The organism is Rhizobium sp. WYJ-E13, assembly GCF_018987265.1.
Taxonomy (GTDB): domain Bacteria; phylum Pseudomonadota; class Alphaproteobacteria; order Rhizobiales; family Rhizobiaceae; genus Rhizobium.
In genome coordinates this window covers 3,922,849-3,938,884 of sequence record NZ_CP076853.1, presented here as the reverse complement: position 1 = coordinate 3,938,884, position 16,036 = coordinate 3,922,849, and the positions used below count along the sequence as shown (strand labels likewise).

The following is a 16,036-nucleotide window of genomic DNA, read 5'->3' as shown; positions in this document are numbered from 1 at the left end:
CGGCAAAACGTCACTTCACCGGGCGTTCCGACAAAAAACCGCCGACAAAATCGACGGGTTTGTCAGCGGTCTGAACCCCGCCATTGGCGGGGTTTATTCATTTCAGGACATGACGATCTCAGAACTGATCGTCTTCATCCTCGTCCTTAGGCGTCGAACGCAGCGAGCTCAGCTTGCGGAAGACGGCATCGGCGTCGATTTCCTTTTCTTCCTCGCGCTCGTAGCTCGGTGTCAGACGCTCTGTTTCCTGAGCGGACTGCAGCGTTGCGCCGAGTTCGGCAGCGGTCGGCAGCGGGCGACCCTTGGACGCCTTTTCCACTTCCATGTCGAGATCGATCTGGCTGCAGAGGCCGAGCGTGACCGGATCCATCGGAGCCAGGTTTGCCGAATTCCAGTGAGTGCGTTCACGGATCTGCTCGATCGTCGATTTAGTGGTGCCGACGAGACGCGAAATCTGCGCATCCTTCAATTCCGGATGGTTGCGAACCAGCCAGAGAATGGCGTTCGGGCGGTCCTGGCGCTTGGAAACCGGCGTATAGCGCGGGCCGCGGCGCTTGGATTCCGGCACGCGGACCTTCGGTTCGGAGAGCTTCAGCTTGTAGTTCGGGTTGCCTTCGGCGCGAGCGATCTCATCGCGGGAAAGCTGTCCGGTGGCGATCGGGTCGAGGCCCTTGATGCCCTGTGCGGCTTCGCCATCGGCAATCGCCTTGACTTCGAGCGGATGCAGTTTGCAGAACTGAGCGATCTGGTCGAAAGACAGGGCTGTATTGTCGACGAGCCAGATGGCAGTCGCCTTCGGCATGAGCAGCTGTTGAGCCATGGATATAGTCCTTCTATCGTCCGCGCCGGTCGCGGTCCGTGGATTGTCACCACAATGTCCGGGAAATATGGCGCTATATAACCGCACTGTCGCAGAATTGCAATTCTTCAGAAATGAAATGACCTTTGTCTAATTGCCGTCATCAGACTACCTGATATGAATTGCGCAATTCGAGTCCCGGTCGCTGCGTTGGAACCATCGGCCATTGCATAGCCTTGTGAGGAGGAGTTCCCATGTCGGAGAAGATCTATCCGGTTTCCAAACCGGTGAAGACCCGTGCGCTGATCAATCAGGCCAAGTACGAGCAATGGTACGAAGAAAGCATTGAAAACCCCGACAAGTTCTGGGGTAAACACGGCAAGCGCATCGACTGGTTCAAGCCCTATACCAAGGTCAAGAACACGTCCTTTACTGGCAAAGTCTCGATCAAATGGTTCGAAGACGGCCAGACCAATGTTTCCTATAACTGTATCGACCGTCACCTGAAGACGAACGGCAACCAGACCGCCATCATCTTCGAAGGCGACAACCCCTATATCGACAAGAAGATCACCTATAACGAGCTCTACGAGCATGTCTGCCGCATGGCGAATGTGCTGAAGAAGCATGGTGTCAAGAAGGGCGATCGGGTCACCATCTATATGCCGATGATTCCGGAGGCGGCCTACGCGATGCTCGCCTGTGCCCGCATCGGCGCGGTTCACTCCGTCGTTTTCGGCGGCTTTTCCCCCGAAGCGCTGGCCGGCCGTATCGTCGACTGTGAATCCACCTTCGTCATCACCTGCGACGAAGGTATCCGCGGCGGTAAGCCGGTGCCGCTGAAGGACAATACGGATACGGCTATCCATATCGCCGCCCGTCAGTATGTGGCGGTCAACAAGGTGCTCGTCGTGCGCCGTACCGGCGGCAAGACAGGCTGGGCGCCGGGGCGCGACCTCTGGTATCATCAGGAAGTCGCCGAGGTGAAGCCTGAGTGCCCGCCGGTGAAGATGAAGGCGGAAGATCCACTTTTTATCCTCTACACTTCGGGTTCCACAGGCAAGCCGAAGGGTGTCCTGCACACGACAGGTGGTTACCTCGTCTATGCGGCGATGACGCATGAATATGTCTTCGATTACCACCCCGGCGACGTCTACTGGTGCACGGCCGACGTCGGCTGGGTCACTGGCCATTCCTATATCGTCTACGGGCCGCTCGCGAACTGCGCCACCACGCTAATGTTCGAGGGTGTGCCAAACTTCCCGGATCAGGGCCGCTTCTGGGAAATCATCGACAAGCACAAGGTCAATATTTTCTACACGGCACCGACGGCCATCCGCTCGCTCATGGGCGCCGGCGACGATTTCGTGACGCGCTCTTCGCGCGCGAGCCTCCGCTTGCTCGGCACGGTCGGAGAGCCTATCAATCCGGAAGCCTGGGAATGGTATTACAATGTCGTTGGTGATCAGCGTTGCCCCGTGATCGATACATGGTGGCAGACGGAAACCGGCGGCCACATGATCACGCCGCTGCCGGGCGCAACCGACCTCAAGCCAGGCTCGGCCACCAAACCCTTCTTCGGCGTGAAGCCGCAGCTGGTCGACAATGAGGGCAAGGTGCTGGAAGGTGCTGCCGACGGCAATCTCTGCATCACCGATAGCTGGCCGGGCCAGATGCGCACGGTCTACGGCGACCATGAGCGCTTCATCCAGACCTATTTCTCCTCCTACAAGGGCAAATATTTCACTGGCGATGGCTGCCGTCGCGACGAGGACGGCTACTACTGGATTACTGGCCGCGTCGACGACGTTCTGAACGTTTCCGGCCACCGGCTCGGTACGGCGGAAGTTGAATCCGCCCTCGTCTCGCACAATCTCGTCTCGGAAGCGGCCGTCGTCGGCTATCCACACGCAATCAAGGGTCAGGGTATCTATTGCTACGTTACACTGATGGCGGGCAATGAGGGCACGGATGAACTGCGCCAGCAGCTTGTCAAACATGTCCGCGCCGAAATCGGCCCGATCGCGGCCCCGGACAAGATCCAGTTCTCACCGGGGCTACCGAAGACCCGCTCCGGCAAGATCATGCGCCGCATCCTGCGCAAGATTGCCGAGGACGATTTCGGCTCGCTTGGCGATACTTCTACGCTGGCAGATCCGGCTGTCGTCGACGATCTGATCGCCAACCGGCAGAACAAGGCTACGGCTTGAGTTGAAGGGCCGCTCCACCATGAGGAGCGGCCTCATTCTTCCGTGCAGGAAATCCGTGGTTTGCGGCCGCCAACATAGGAGCGGACCAGCCCGTAGGTGAGCAGATCCCGTGCAGGATTGCGCCCGTCGGGTAAGGTGACATTGGCGAGAATTCGTCCGAAATATTTGTCACCACTGATATCGGTCAATTTGATGCCCGTAACGCCTGAGGTCATCTGCTCCAGCGCGTGTTGCGCCTCGATACCGGCTCTCCTGACTTCAGGACATTTCGAATGCATTTCGGGTGCGTCGATGCCGCGAATTCGGACATAGACTTCCATCGTCTGCTGTGGCCAGGGTGTCGCGGCGACCAGCAGCGCATCTCCATCAATGACCCTGATGATCTCGGCCGAAACCGGTCCGTCGATCTCATTCCCTGCCGCAAGAGCCGGCATGGCGAGAAGGAACAAAATAGGGGTCAATTTGAGCATTAGAGGAATAAATTCCTTTCATGCCGGGAAGTCAATAGGAATATTTACTTAGAAATCGATCGCGCGGCCGTTGATTTCATAATCGCCGAAGCGGGAGGGTTCCGCCCCGCCCCGTCCGCCGATCTCTGGCGGCAATTCGGCGGGCTTGACGTTCCTACGACGTTCCTCGGCTTCGGCAAGCGCACGCCTGGCAGCAGGAGAAAGCATCTTGCGTGGCGGCTCGGAGCCTTCGGGCACCGGGGTTTCCACATTGTCGTTATCGGCCGTCTGCATGCTGCACTCCCGCCTAAAAATATTGAAAATGGCTGGCGAATAACCAAATCATAGTGCGTCGGCGCCGGGATTTAAAGCATCGCGTCGCAATCAAGGAGATGGAGACCTCTGATGAACCTCGTGCGTACTGCCATGTTGCTTGCCTTCATGACGGCGCTTTTCATGTTTGTCGGCTTTTTGATCGGCGGCCGGGGCGGCATGATGATCGCCTTTCTCATCGCTGCCGGCATGAATTTCTTCTCCTACTGGAATGCCGACCGGATGGTGCTGTCGGCCTATCGGGCACAGGAGGTCGATGAGCGCAACGCGCCGGAATATTTCCGAATCGTGCGCGATCTAGCCCGTAATGCCGCTCTGCCGATACCGAAGGTCTATCTCTATGACAGCCCTCAGCCGAATGCCTTTGCGACCGGCCGCAATCCGCAAAATGCTGCTGTTGCCGCATCGACCGGCCTGCTGGCGGCTCTCTCGCCGGAAGAGGTTGCGGGCGTGATGGCGCATGAACTTGCTCACGTTCAGAACCGAGATACACTGACCATGACGATCACGGCCACGCTTGCCGGTGCGATCTCCATGCTCGGCAATTTTGCCTTCTTCTTCGGCGGCAACCGCGAAAACAACAATAATCCTCTTGGCTTCATCGGCGTGCTCGTCGCGATGATCGTTGCCCCACTTGCTGCGATGCTGGTGCAGATGGCGATCAGCCGTACGCGCGAATATTCGGCCGACAGGCGTGGTGCTGAAATCTGCGGCAACCCGCTGTGGCTCGCCTCTGCGCTTGGGAAAATCGCTCGCGGTGCAGCACATGTGCCGAACTATGATGCGGAGCGCAACCCGGCCACTGCGCACATGTTCATCATCAATCCGCTCTCCGGCGAGCGCATGGACAACCTGTTTTCGACCCATCCGGACACCGAAAACCGCATCGCTGCCCTGCAGGAAATGGCGCGCGGAGGCTTCGACGTCTCGACGCAGCCGGTTCGCGCTGCTAATCCGACACGCAAATCGCGATCGGTCCCGAATGCCGGTTCTGGCCGCGGCGACTCGCAACCGCCAAAAGGTCCGTGGTCTTGAATTCAGACGGCAAGAAGAAGCCAGTTCATAAATATAAGCCTTCCGCAGAACGCTCAGCGCCAGCGCCGGTAAAGCCCGGCCTGCCTGCGCGCGCGGCGGCTGCGAAGATCCTTGCGGCCGTCATCGACAAGAAACTGCCACTCGATGGCGCGCTGGATCACGAGCATGGAAATCCAGCCTATAAGGTGCTTGGGGAAAGTGATCGTGCGCTGGTACGCGCCATCCTCAACACCACGCTCAGGCATCTGCCCCGCATCGATGCCGCCATCGCCTCGCTGCTCGAAACGTCGTTGCCGGAAGGCGCTCGAGCTTTGCATTACGTGCTTGCCGTTGGTGCCGCGCAGATTCTCTACCTTGACGTTCCCGATCATTCCGCCGTCGACCTTGCAGTCGAGCAGGCCAATCAGGATCCGCGCAACCGCCGTTTTGCCAAGCTCGTCAACGCCATCCTGCGCCGTCTTGGCCGCGAGAAGGAGCACATTCTCGCAGACATCGCCGACATTCCGCCAATGCCGATGTGGTTTATCGAGCGGCTTGAAAAGGCCTATGGGAAAGAGCTGGCAATTGCTATTTCCGAATCCCAGCTTGAGCCGGCCGCCATCGATCTCACCGTGAAATCCGATGCTGCAGGCTGGGCGGAACGCCTGAACGGTACGGTACTTCCAACCGGCGGCGTGCGGCTTTCCGCTTTCGAAGGGGGTATTCCTTCGCTTGAAGGATTTGAAGAGGGTGAATGGTGGGTTCAGGATGCGGCTGCAAGCATCCCCGCGAAGCTCTTCGGCGATCTCACCGGCAAGCGCGTCGCCGATCTCTGTGCCGCGCCGGGCGGCAAGACCGCGCAGCTCATTCTTGCCGGCGGCAAGGTGACGGCGATAGACCAATCCGAAAACCGGCTGAAGCGCTTGCGCTCCAACCTTGAGCGGCTTGGCCTTGAAGCCGAAACGGTCGCGGCGGATCTTACAAAATTCGAGCCGCCCGAGCGCTTTGATGCGATCCTTCTCGACGCCCCGTGCTCGTCGACGGGCACGACCCGCCGGCATCCCGACGTGCTCTGGACGAAGGGTGCCGAGGATATCGCCAAGCTGGCAGCACTTCAGGAACGTCTTCTGCGCCATGCCGTTACGCTTCTCAATCCCGGCGGGTTGCTTGTCTTCTCCAATTGTTCGCTCGATCCGCAGGAAGGCGAAGAGGTCGTGAAGCGCGTTCTCGAAGATGTGAAGGGTGTTGAACGTGTGCCGATCGATGCAGAAAAATGGCCCGATATGAGCCAGGCGATCACACCGCTGGGCGAATTCCGCACGCTTCCCACAATGCTGGATATGCCTGACGGTTTTGCATCCGGCCTCGATGGCTTCTATGCAGCGGTGCTCAGACGCAACTGACGATTATTATATTCTAACTTCATCACAAAATAATACATCGTGGCTGATGAAATCGGTTCCGATTCATCTATTCTTAACCACGAGGGTCAATAGACAATTGATATGCAGTCCGGTCGGCGTCTTGCGAGCATGTATGTTCGGGAAGCTTGGCGGCGCGGTACGCGCCGTGCCGCACTTCTGCGTTTGCGCTTTTCCCGCCATACCATATCGGTGCCGGAACGCCTGATCGTAGCGCCGACGGATCTGAGAGGCATCGATTCACACGTCGCGGAAGAAATCATAGACGGCCGTTTTCCGCTTGCCGGACGTATGCTGGAAACAGGCGGAAAATCCCCTTTCACGTTGACCCTCCCGTCGCGTGCTTTCGCAGTCAGGCTCCACAGCTTCGGTTGGCTGCGGCATATGAGGGCCAATAAGAGCGAGCGCGGTTCGGCCGTCGCTCGTATGATCGTCGATAGTTGGCTCTCGATTCACGGAGGCAGGATCGAAGGCATCGCCTGGGAGACCGATGTCGTCTCGCAGCGCGTCATTGCCTGGTTGTCGCATTCTCCGGTCGTCCTGCAGAATGCCGATCGGGGTTTCTATCGCCGCTTCATGAAGTCGCTTTCCTTCCATATCGGCTATCTGCGCCGTATGGCGCCCTATTCGTCAGGCGAAGTCCGCTTCCGCCTCCGTATCGCGCTCGCCACAGCCTCTGTTGCCATGCCGGTGCGTGCCTCGACAGTGCGGCGGGCAGCCCAGGCGCTCGACCGCGAATTCGATAGTCAGATTCTGCCTGATGGAGGTCATATCTCCCGCAACCCGCGCATCGGACTGGAGTTGCTGCTCGACCTGCTGCCGCTGAGACAAACTTACGTCAATCTCGGTCACGACCTGCCGCAGAAGCTGATTTCGGGTATTGACCGCATGTATCCTGCCCTGCGCTTCTTCCGTCATCAGGACGGCGATCTGGCGCTTTTCAACGGTGCGACATCCACGCTGGCGGATGAGCTGATGTCCGTGCTGCGCTATGACGAGACGGCGGGCCAGCCCTTCAAGGCGCTGCCGCATTCGCGCTATCAGCGACTTGCGGCCGGTAAGACGGTGATCATTGCCGATACCGGACCGCCCTCGCCCAGCTGCTTCAGAACAGCTCATGCAGGCAGTCTCTCCTTCGAAATGTCTTCTGGCCGTTACCGTTTTATCGTCAATTCAGGATCACCGAAATTCGCTGGCCAGCGCTATACCCAGATGGCGCGCACTACGGCTGCCCATTCCACTGTGGTCCTGAACGATACGTCATCCAGCCGGTTCTCTCCTTCGGCTTTTCTGGCCCATATGATGACGGAGCCGGTGGAAACGGTCATCGCCGAGCGCGTGGAGACCGAGGACGGCCGTGAAGGCATCAAGGCAAGCCATGATGGCTATCTCGATGCCTTCGGTGTCATCCATGAGCGGGAGCTGACGCTCAATGCCGCCGGCTCCATCGTGACCGGTATGGACCGTTTCGTCGCCGATGACCGATATCACAGCGAAGGTCCACTGCGGGCAGTTGCCCGCTTCCACATCCATCCATCCATCGTGCCGCGGCAGAACGACACGGAATCCGTGCTGCTGACGGCGCCGGATGGTGAAAGCTGGTTATTTTCCTCACCGGGCAACGAGGTGCTGATCTCTGAAGATATTTTCTTTGCCGACAGCGCCGGCATCAGCAGCTCGGACCAGATCGAGATCGACTTCGATTTGGCAGAGAAACCTGAAATTCGCTGGTTTTTATCACGCAAGAGCTAGCGGCTGTTTGCGCCGGCTCCAAGCTGTGCTAACGCGGCCCCATCAAGCGTCCCTTGCCCGGATGTCTCCCGAAGCCCGAACGGAGAAGGTTCATGGCCGTCATTTCCAAGAAAATCCCCGCCCCTGACAAGGTCGCGATCAAGACCGCGCTGCTCTCTGTCTTCGACAAGACCGGCATCATCGAACTTGCCCGCGCCCTTTCTGCGCGTGGCGTGCGCCTGCTGTCGACTGGCGGTACCTACAAGGCGATCGCGGCCGAAGGACTTGCCGTGACCGACGTTTCCGAAGTGACGCAGTTTCCGGAAATCATGGACGGCCGCGTGAAGACCCTGCATCCAAAGGTGCATGGCGGCCTGCTGGCAATCCGCGACGATGCCGAGCATCAGAAAGCCATGAAGGCTCATGGTATCGACGGTATCGATCTTCTGGTCGTCAATCTCTATCCCTTCGAGGATGTTCGCGCGGCCGGCGGCGATTATCCGACGACGGTCGAGAATATCGATATCGGCGGTCCAGCAATGATCCGCGCTTCGGCCAAGAACCATGCCTATGTCACCGTCATCACCGACCCGACCGATTATGCAGAGTTGATCGAGCAGCTTTCGGCCGATGCCGGCAAGACGGTTTACACGTTCCGCCAACGCATGGCCGCTAAGGCCTATGCTCGCACCGCCGCTTACGACGCTGCTATCTCCAACTGGTTTGCCGAGGCGTTGTCGATCGATACGCCGCGCCACCGCACCATTGGCGGTGTCCTGAAGGAAGAGATGCGCTATGGCGAAAACCCGCATCAGAAGGCCGCTTTCTACGTGACAGGCGAAAAGCGCCCGGGTGTTTCGACAGCCGTCCTGCTGCAGGGAAAGCAGCTCTCCTACAACAATATCAACGATACCGACGCGGCCTATGAGTTGGTCGCCGAGTTCCTGCCGGAGAAGTCGCCAGCCTGCGCTATCATCAAGCATGCCAATCCCTGTGGCGTTGCGACCGGTTCGACGCTTCTCGAAGCCTACAAGCGTGCGCTTGCCTGTGATTCCGTTTCGGCTTTCGGCGGCATCATCGCACTGAACCGGACACTCGATGCGGAAACGGCCGAAGAGATCATCAAGCTCTTCACCGAGGTCATCATCGCGCCTGACGTCACAGATGAAGCGAAGGCAATCGTCGCCCGCAAGCCGAACCTGCGCCTGCTCTCAGCCGGCGGCCTGCCGGATGCGCGTGCGGCCGGCATCACCGCGAAGACCGTTTCCGGTGGCCTGCTCGTCCAGAGCCGCGACAATGGCATGGTCGAGGATCTTGAACTGAAGGTCGTGACCAAGCGTGCACCGACGGCCCAGGAGCTCGAAGACATGAAGTTTGCGTTCAAGGTCGGCAAGCATGTGAAGTCCAATGCCGTTGTCTACGCCAAGGATGGCCAGACGGCGGGTATTGGCGCCGGTCAGATGAGCCGCGTCGATTCCGCCCGCATCGCGGCGCTGAAGGCCGAAGAAGCGGCCAAGGCTCTCGGGCTTGCCGTCCCGATGACGCATGGTTCGGCGGTCGCCTCCGAGGCGTTCCTGCCCTTCGCGGACGGCCTGCTGTCTATGATTGCCGCCGGCGCCACCGCTGTGATCCAGCCGGGCGGTTCGATGCGCGACCAGGAGGTGATCGACGCAGCAAACGAACACAATGTCGCGATGGTCTTTACCGGCATGCGCCATTTCCGCCACTGAGCGGGACAGCCAATTTGTCCCCCGGTCTTGCGGCCCGGGGGACCTGTTACGCGCGATCCGCCGGATAGGGCGTCCGGATCAGCAGCACCAGGCCTCCGGCCAGAAACAGGATCAGCGTCGACATGCCCAGATGTGCCGATCCGGTCAAATAGGTGACGATCGAAAACAACAGCGTCGCCATGAAGCTCGTGGCGCGGCCGGAGAGCGCATAGATGCCAAAATAGCGGCCGGCTTCTTCGAGACTGACGCTGCGCGCCAGATAGGAGCGTGACGAGGCCTGCACCGGGCCGAAGGCAAGACCGATCAACAGGCCATAGAGAATATAGGCTTTTTCTGCCATCGTGCCGAAAAGCCCACCGCCGTCGGCAGTCGAAAGCGGCATCAGTCCGAAGAACGTGTAGCCCGGCCCGGTGGAAATAATGCCGATCGTGGCCAGCAACAGCATGGTGAGGCTGATGATGACAGTCACCTTCGAGCCGATGCCCCTGTCGATACGTCCGGCAATCAGGCAGCCGAGGATCGCGACGACGTTGAGGATGATGCCGTAGATGCCGATCTCGATCGTTGCCCAGCCAAACATGCCGGCAGCGAAGGCGCCGCCGAGGATCAGCAGGCCGTTGACGCCATCCTGATAGATCATTCGGGCGATGAGAAAGGACAGGATACTGCGGCGCGTCTTCAACTCGCTGAGCGTGCTGCGCAATTCCTTAAGACCGAAACGCACGGCAAAGGCAAAAGGCAGGCCTTTGCGGGCATCCGGCGTGAAGAAGAACATTGGCAGGATGAAGATCAGATACCAGACGGCCGAAATCGGACCAGTGACACGCGCATCCTCACCCGTATGAGGATCGAGACCGAAAAGCGGGTCGAGGCCCAGAATGGTCTTGCCACTTTCCGGGCTGCCGGCCAGCAGTGCCACGACGCCGATCAGCACGATCATGCCGCCGAGATAGCCGAGGCCCCAGGCAGTGTTGGAAAGCTTGCCCACTTCATCCTTGCCGACGAGACGCGGCATCATGGAATCGTTGAAGACGATAGAAAACTCTGCCGAAATCGAGGCGAGGATCATGAAGATGACGGGATAGATGATCGGCGAGCCGGGTGCCGCGAACCATAGGCAGCAGAGGCTGACGATCTTGATGACGGCGAAGAAGGCGATCCAGGGTTTGCGCGCGCCTGACTGATCGGCAATGGAGCCCAGTATGGGAGACAGGATGGCGATGATAATAGAGGAAATCGTTGCCATATTGCTCCACATCGTCTGCGCGGAGACGGGATCAGCCGTCAGTCGCGAGACGAAGTAGGGGCCGAAAATGAAGGTGGTGACCACGGTGAAGAAAGGCTGGGCTGCCCAATCGAAGAGCATCCAGCCCCATATGCCCTTCTCCGTGGCTTTCGGCGGCTGCGTTCCTGTCCAGTCAATGCGATTCAAGCGTCCGCTCCTTTTTGGGGCGGACTGTCTCATCTCGCCCGGTCGCGCGCAAGGTCGGTCAGGATGCCCGCGGCAACAGTGATGCGGGCGAGGTTCGGATCTGCGCCATCACTGAGGCTCGCAAGTTCCTCGACGATACGGTTGATGCGGATCCTGTCCTGCGCATGCCAGGCCTGGACCGGCTGCTTTTCCTTGCCGTGATCGGAAAGTGCGGAGATCACAATATCGCGACGGGCGCTGGCGATCTGGTCGATGCTGCGGGCAAGGGCGAGGTTTTCGTAATGGTCGGAGGTGATGATGCGGTTACCCGCGGCAAGCAGCCGCCCGACACGGAAGGTTCGGGTGACGGCAAAGTAGTTTTCGGCTGCACGCGGCAGCGCCTCGTCGGTCCGTTCAGCGATCTGCATTATTTCCGGCACGAGGGCGAGGGTCGGCAGGGCTGCAATTTCGGCGGCCAGTTTTTCCGGCAGGCCGGACTGCTGGTACTCCTGCTGGCGCGCTGAGACTTCGGTTGCCGCCTGCTCGGCAAAGGCAGGTTTGAGTTTTTTCAGGGCAGCCTGCAGCCGGCTAATGATTTCAGCCATACCGCCTCGAGTCATGCCGGTCTTCAGCAGCAGACGTGTCAGCACGGTGAAGCTATTGGTGATTTCCTCGTAAATCCGGTTCTGGACCTCGCCGGAAACCTTGTTGTCCAGGGCATCTGTTTCGGCCCATAGCCGGTTGAGATCAAAGCCATCACGGGCGACGATCGCAGCGCGCACCACCTCAGAGGCAGAGGCCGCTGTGGCATCCATCATGCTCACGGCAAAGCTCGGCCCGCCGCGGTTGATCGCCTCATTTGCGAGGACAGTCGCGACGATTTCCCGCTTCAGCCGGTGAGTGTCGATGTCGGATGCGTTCGACTTCTGCATCTTGGCCGGGAAGTAGTTGAAGAGCGTGCTGACGAAATAAGGGTCATCAGGTAATTCACTGGCGATCAGCGCGTCGAAGAGCACGATCTTGGCATAGGAGAGCAGCACGCCGATCTCGGGGCGCGTCAGCGGCCGTCCGGCCGTGTAGCGTTCGGACAGCGAGGCGTCGTCGGGAAGCGTCTCGACCTTGCGGTTCAGCTGGCCGGCCGCTTCCAGCACGCTCATGAAACGGCCGAGTTCCAGGCCGTTTGCCGTTCCCTTGCGAGATGTCAGCGAGATTGCGAGGGACTGCAGGTAGTTGTTGCGCAGCACGAGGCCGGCCACTTCATCGGTCATACTGCCGAGAAGCTGGTCGCGTTTCGCCCGACTGAGGCGCTGTTCATGCATGGCGTTTGCCAGCGCGATCTTGATATTGACCTCGACGTCCGACGTGTTGACGCCTGCAGAGTTGTCGATAGCATCCGAATTGCTGCGTCCACCCTTCAGGCCATAGGCAATGCGGCCCTTCTGCGTAACGCCAAGATTGGCGCCCTCGCCGATTACCTTGGCGCGTACTTCGTCGGCCGTAATGCGGATCGGGTCGTTGGCGCGATCGCCCACTTCCGCATCAGTTTCCGACGCTGCCTTCACGTAAGTGCCGATGCCGCCAAACCAGAGCAGGTCGACCGGGCTCTTCAGGATCGCCGTCATGATCTCGAAGGGCGTGGCGACCGCCTTGTCGATGCCGATTGCCGCCACAGCCTCCGGCGTCAGCGTAACCGACTTTGCCGAGCGCGAGATGATCATGGCGCCTTTCGAGAGCATGGACTTGTCGAAGTCCTGCCAGCTCGAGCGCGGAAGATTGAAGAGGCGCTGGCGCTCGCGAAGCGTCTTTTCCATATCGGGATCGGGGTCGATGACGATATCGCGGTGATCGAAAGCGGCGACCAGCCTGATCTTCGGCGAGAGCAACATGCCGTTGCCGAAGACGTCACCGGACATGTCGCCGACGCCAGCTACCGTAAAGGGCGTCGTCTGGATATCGATGTCCATCTCGCGGAAGTGGCGCTTCACCGTTTCCCAGGCACCACGCGCGGTGATGCCCATCTTTTTGTGGTCGTAGCCTGCCGAGCCACCTGAGGCGAAGGCATCGTCCAGCCAGAAACCGGCCTCCTGAGCAAGCGCATTGGCGGTGTCTGAGAAGGTTGCCGTGCCCTTGTCGGCCGCGACGACGAAGTAGGGGTCGTCGCCATCGAGCCGCACCGTATTATCAGGCGGGATGATATCGGCACCGGAGATGTTGTCGGTGATGGAAAGCAGCGTGCGGATATAGGTCTTGTAAGCTTCACGACCCGCATTGAAGATTTCCTCGCGGCTGCCGCCGACCGGCAGTTTCTTGGGATAGAAACCGCCCTTGGCGCCGACAGGCACGATCACGGCATTTTTGACCTGCTGCGCCTTCACGAGACCCAGCACTTCGGTACGGTAATCTTCGGCGCGGTCCGACCAGCGCAGGCCGCCGCGGGCAACGCGGCCAAAGCGCAGATGCACGCCTTCTACCTCGACGCCATAAACGAAGATTTCACGGAAAGGCTTCGGTTCCGGCAGGCCATCGACCAGATGCGGGTCGAGCTTGAAGGCGAGCATCGCCTTCGGTGTTCCATCGGCATTGCGCTGGAAATAATTGGTGCGCAGCGTCGCATCGACGATATTGATGTAGCGGCGTAGGATACGGTCGTCATCCAGGCTCGGCACGTTGGCAAGCTCGGTTTCGATTGCCTGATGCAGTTCGGCGAGCTTCTTGATACGAGCCTTTTCCGACAGCTTCGTATCGAGCGTGTCGTGGAACAGCCGGAAGATCGAGGCGGTGATGGCAGGATATTTGTCGAGGGTGGTTGCGATATAGTCCTGCGAATAGGCGATGCCAGCCTGGCGCAGATAGCGCGCATAGGCGCGCAGTACGTTCACCTCGCGGGCCGAGAGGCCGGCCGACAGGATCAGCCGGTTGAAGCTGTCATTGTCAATCGTGTCGCTGAAGGCTGCGACGAAAGCCTCTTCGAGCGGTGCGCCAAAACGTGCGAGGTCGATGTCCGCACCGCTGCGGGCCTCGAGTTCCATGTCGTGCAGCACGATGATGTTGATGGCGCCGTCGGCGGCCGGAACTTCGATATCAAAGGTCCGTTCGCTCAGGACGTTGAAGCCGAGGTTTTCGAGTAGAGGCACGCGGCGCGACAGCGGCAGTTGCTCGCCGCTATGGAAGATCTTCAGCGACAGGATGCGGCCGCGTTCATCGTCCTGGCGATAGTAGAATTCGATGCGGATCGGCTCGCCGGCTGCGCATGCGGCGATGTCGGGCAGATCGCCGACCGCTTCATCCGGCGTGAAGGCTTCCTGGAAGGCGTTGCTGACGCTGAGCTTCGGCGCCTTGGGGCCGGCGAGCATCTCGAAGCGGCTGTCCCAGCGCGCGGTGATCTGGCGGATCGTCTCCTCGAGCTTGGCTTGAGGGATGCGTGGCGTCTTACCGCCGGAACGACCGATGATGAAGTGCACGCGCGCCACGCCACCTTCCGGGAAGGCGGGGTAATAAGCGGAAACGCGGCCGTCATAGACGGTCTTCAAATAGGTACCGATGCGTTCGCGCACGATCGAATCATATTCTTCGCGCGGTACGAAGACGATGACAGAAACGAAGCGGTCGAAATGGTCGACGCGCGGTAGGGCGCGAACGCGCGGGCGATCGACTAGATCGTTGATCTGCTCGGCGAAGCTCGCAAGCAGCGTGGTATCGATCTGGAAAAGATCGTCGCGCGGGTAGGATTCAAGCGTGTTGTCGAGCATACGGCCCGAATGGCTCATCGGGTCGAAGCCGAAATGCTCCTTCACTTTTTCGATCTTGGAGCGCAACAGCGGGATTTCGGTAGCGGACGAGGTATAGGCGGTCGAGGTGAAGAGGCCGACGATACGCAGCTCTCCTGTCACGTTGCCCTGTGCGTCGAAACGTTTGACGCCGACATAGTCCATGTAAGCGCGGCGATGGACCGTGGACTTCACATTGGCTTTGGTGACGATCAGGAAGTCCGGGCCATCGAGGAAGGCGAGGATCTCGGGTGTCGTCGTCACCGCGTCCTTGCCAGTGCGCAGAACCAGAACTTCGGGGTTGGAGAGAATGCCGAGGCCCGTTCCCTTGTCGCGTTCAACCTTCGCATCCGGTCCCTTTCCGGAATAGACGTAATCGCGCATGCCGAGGAAGGTGAAATTCTCGTCGTGCAGCCAGGTCAGAAAGGCGACTGCCTCATCACGATCGGCTTTCTTGCGGCTGGCATTGTAGTTCGAAAGCTCCGTGATCACCTCGTCGACGCGCGACAGCATCGGCTTCCAGTCGGAAACGGCCAGCTCCACCTGCTCGAGCACTGCCTTGATGCGCTTGATGAGATCGGCGGCCTGAGAGGCGGCGAGCGGCGAGATATGAAGCTGGATATGGCTGACCCGCTTTGCCGGATCGCTCGGCACATCAGCGGAGTAAAGTTTCGGAGCCTTGCCGTCTTCCATGATCAGGATCGGGTGAACCGCCATGTAGATGTCGCGATGGGTGCTGGTCACCTCGCCCATCACGGATTCGTAGAGGAAAGGCTTGTTGTGATCCGTCACCGAGAGAATGGAGACCGCGACGCCATCGGGGGTGACGTCGGCGATCGTATCGATGCTGACACGCGGCATCTTGCCGTTCCAGGCGGCGAGTTCGGCCGCCGAGTGCACGGCTGATAGCGCCAGCATTTCCGGCGTATAGAGTTCGAGATCGTCGCCGCTGGCCCTGCCGAAGAGGATTTCGGGATCGAGATGAGGTTCGCCAGTCGCAGCCGCGATTTTGCGCGCGCTTTCGATCTGCTTTTCCCGTTTCGGATTGTTTCTGGCAGCCATGGATCATCCCCCCGATTTGTTTTGATATGGGCAAGTTAGCAGAAGGCTCTTCGAAAGAATCTTTAAAAAACGGCTTCGAAAAGTAGTTTTCGTGCTTTTTTGACTAAGC

At 59.5% G+C, this 16,036-nt stretch carries 10 protein-coding genes; 5 read left to right on the top strand and 5 right to left on the bottom strand.

Going from position 1 to position 16,036, the window contains the following annotated elements; genetic code table 11:
- Positions 1-118: 118 nt before the first annotated feature.
- On the bottom strand, positions 119-820 hold the full coding sequence (locus tag KQ933_RS19500; protein WP_112544952.1) for a DUF1013 domain-containing protein: 702 nt from the start codon (positions 818-820) through the stop codon (positions 119-121).
- Positions 821-1,053: 233 nt separating this feature from the next.
- Here KQ933_RS19500 and acs point away from each other — a divergent pair, with 233 nt between their 5' ends.
- Positions 1,054-3,009, top strand: a complete 1,956-nt coding sequence (gene acs / locus KQ933_RS19495) for an acetate--CoA ligase (RefSeq protein ID WP_216756380.1) — start codon at positions 1,054-1,056, stop codon at positions 3,007-3,009.
- Positions 3,010-3,041: 32 nt separating this feature from the next.
- Here acs and KQ933_RS19490 read toward each other — a convergent pair whose 3' ends face one another.
- Positions 3,042-3,479, bottom strand: a complete 438-nt coding sequence (locus KQ933_RS19490) for a thermonuclease family protein (RefSeq protein WP_216756379.1) — start codon at positions 3,477-3,479, stop codon at positions 3,042-3,044.
- A 48-nt stretch (positions 3,480-3,527) separates the two neighbouring features.
- Positions 3,528-3,752, bottom strand: coding sequence for a DUF1674 domain-containing protein (locus KQ933_RS19485; RefSeq protein ID WP_216756378.1), 225 nt, complete (start codon positions 3,750-3,752; stop codon positions 3,528-3,530).
- 111 nt (positions 3,753-3,863) lie between these two features.
- Between KQ933_RS19485 and htpX the strand changes: the two genes are divergently transcribed.
- The 4 genes from htpX to purH all read left to right on the top strand — a co-directional run bounded on the left by htpX (position 3,864) and on the right by purH (position 9,687).
- The gene (htpX, locus tag KQ933_RS19480; RefSeq protein WP_216756377.1) at positions 3,864-4,826 is read left to right on the top strand and encodes a zinc metalloprotease HtpX; all 963 of its coding nucleotides are present in this window, start codon (positions 3,864-3,866) and stop codon (positions 4,824-4,826) included.
- Positions 4,817-6,208: an RsmB/NOP family class I SAM-dependent RNA methyltransferase gene (locus KQ933_RS19475; protein WP_216756376.1), complete on the top strand. Its 1,392-nt coding sequence runs from the start codon at positions 4,817-4,819 to the stop codon at positions 6,206-6,208. Before htpX ends, KQ933_RS19475 begins: the two co-directional genes overlap by 10 nt.
- A gap of 102 nt (positions 6,209-6,310) precedes the next feature.
- Positions 6,311-7,978, top strand: a complete 1,668-nt coding sequence (locus KQ933_RS19470; RefSeq protein ID WP_216756375.1) for a heparinase II/III family protein — start codon at positions 6,311-6,313, stop codon at positions 7,976-7,978.
- A 92-nt stretch (positions 7,979-8,070) separates the two neighbouring features.
- Positions 8,071-9,687, top strand: coding sequence for a bifunctional phosphoribosylaminoimidazolecarboxamide formyltransferase/IMP cyclohydrolase (gene purH, locus KQ933_RS19465; protein WP_216756374.1), 1,617 nt, complete (start codon positions 8,071-8,073; stop codon positions 9,685-9,687).
- Positions 9,688-9,733: 46 nt separating this feature from the next.
- Here purH and KQ933_RS19460 read toward each other — a convergent pair whose 3' ends face one another.
- Together KQ933_RS19460 and KQ933_RS19455 are read right to left on the bottom strand one after the other, a co-directional pair.
- Complete coding sequence (locus KQ933_RS19460) at positions 9,734-11,152, bottom strand: MFS transporter (RefSeq protein WP_216756373.1); 1,419 nt, start codon at positions 11,150-11,152, stop codon at positions 9,734-9,736.
- Positions 11,149-15,927 (bottom strand): NAD-glutamate dehydrogenase, encoded by a 4,779-nt coding sequence (locus KQ933_RS19455; RefSeq protein ID WP_216756372.1) that lies wholly within the window; start codon positions 15,925-15,927, stop codon positions 11,149-11,151. The genes KQ933_RS19460 and KQ933_RS19455 overlap by 4 nt, the downstream gene beginning before the upstream one ends.
- Positions 15,928-16,036 lie beyond the last annotated feature (109 nt).

Coding starts and splice junctions, on each gene's coding strand:
- KQ933_RS19500 (WP_112544952.1), bottom strand. CDS start 820: ATGGCTCAACAGCTGCTCATGCCGAAGGCGACTGCCATCTGGCTCGTC.
- acs (WP_216756380.1), top strand. CDS start 1,054: ATGTCGGAGAAGATCTATCCGGTTTCCAAACCGGTGAAGACCCGTGCG.
- KQ933_RS19490 (WP_216756379.1), bottom strand. CDS start 3,479: ATGCTCAAATTGACCCCTATTTTGTTCCTTCTCGCCATGCCGGCTCTT.
- KQ933_RS19485 (WP_216756378.1), bottom strand. CDS start 3,752: ATGCAGACGGCCGATAACGACAATGTGGAAACCCCGGTGCCCGAAGGC.
- htpX (WP_216756377.1), top strand. CDS start 3,864: ATGAACCTCGTGCGTACTGCCATGTTGCTTGCCTTCATGACGGCGCTT.
- KQ933_RS19470 (WP_216756375.1), top strand. CDS start 6,311: ATGCAGTCCGGTCGGCGTCTTGCGAGCATGTATGTTCGGGAAGCTTGG.
- purH (WP_216756374.1), top strand. CDS start 8,071: ATGGCCGTCATTTCCAAGAAAATCCCCGCCCCTGACAAGGTCGCGATC.
- KQ933_RS19460 (WP_216756373.1), bottom strand. CDS start 11,152: ATGAGACAGTCCGCCCCAAAAAGGAGCGGACGCTTGAATCGCATTGAC.
- KQ933_RS19455 (WP_216756372.1), bottom strand. CDS start 15,927: ATGGCTGCCAGAAACAATCCGAAACGGGAAAAGCAGATCGAAAGCGCG.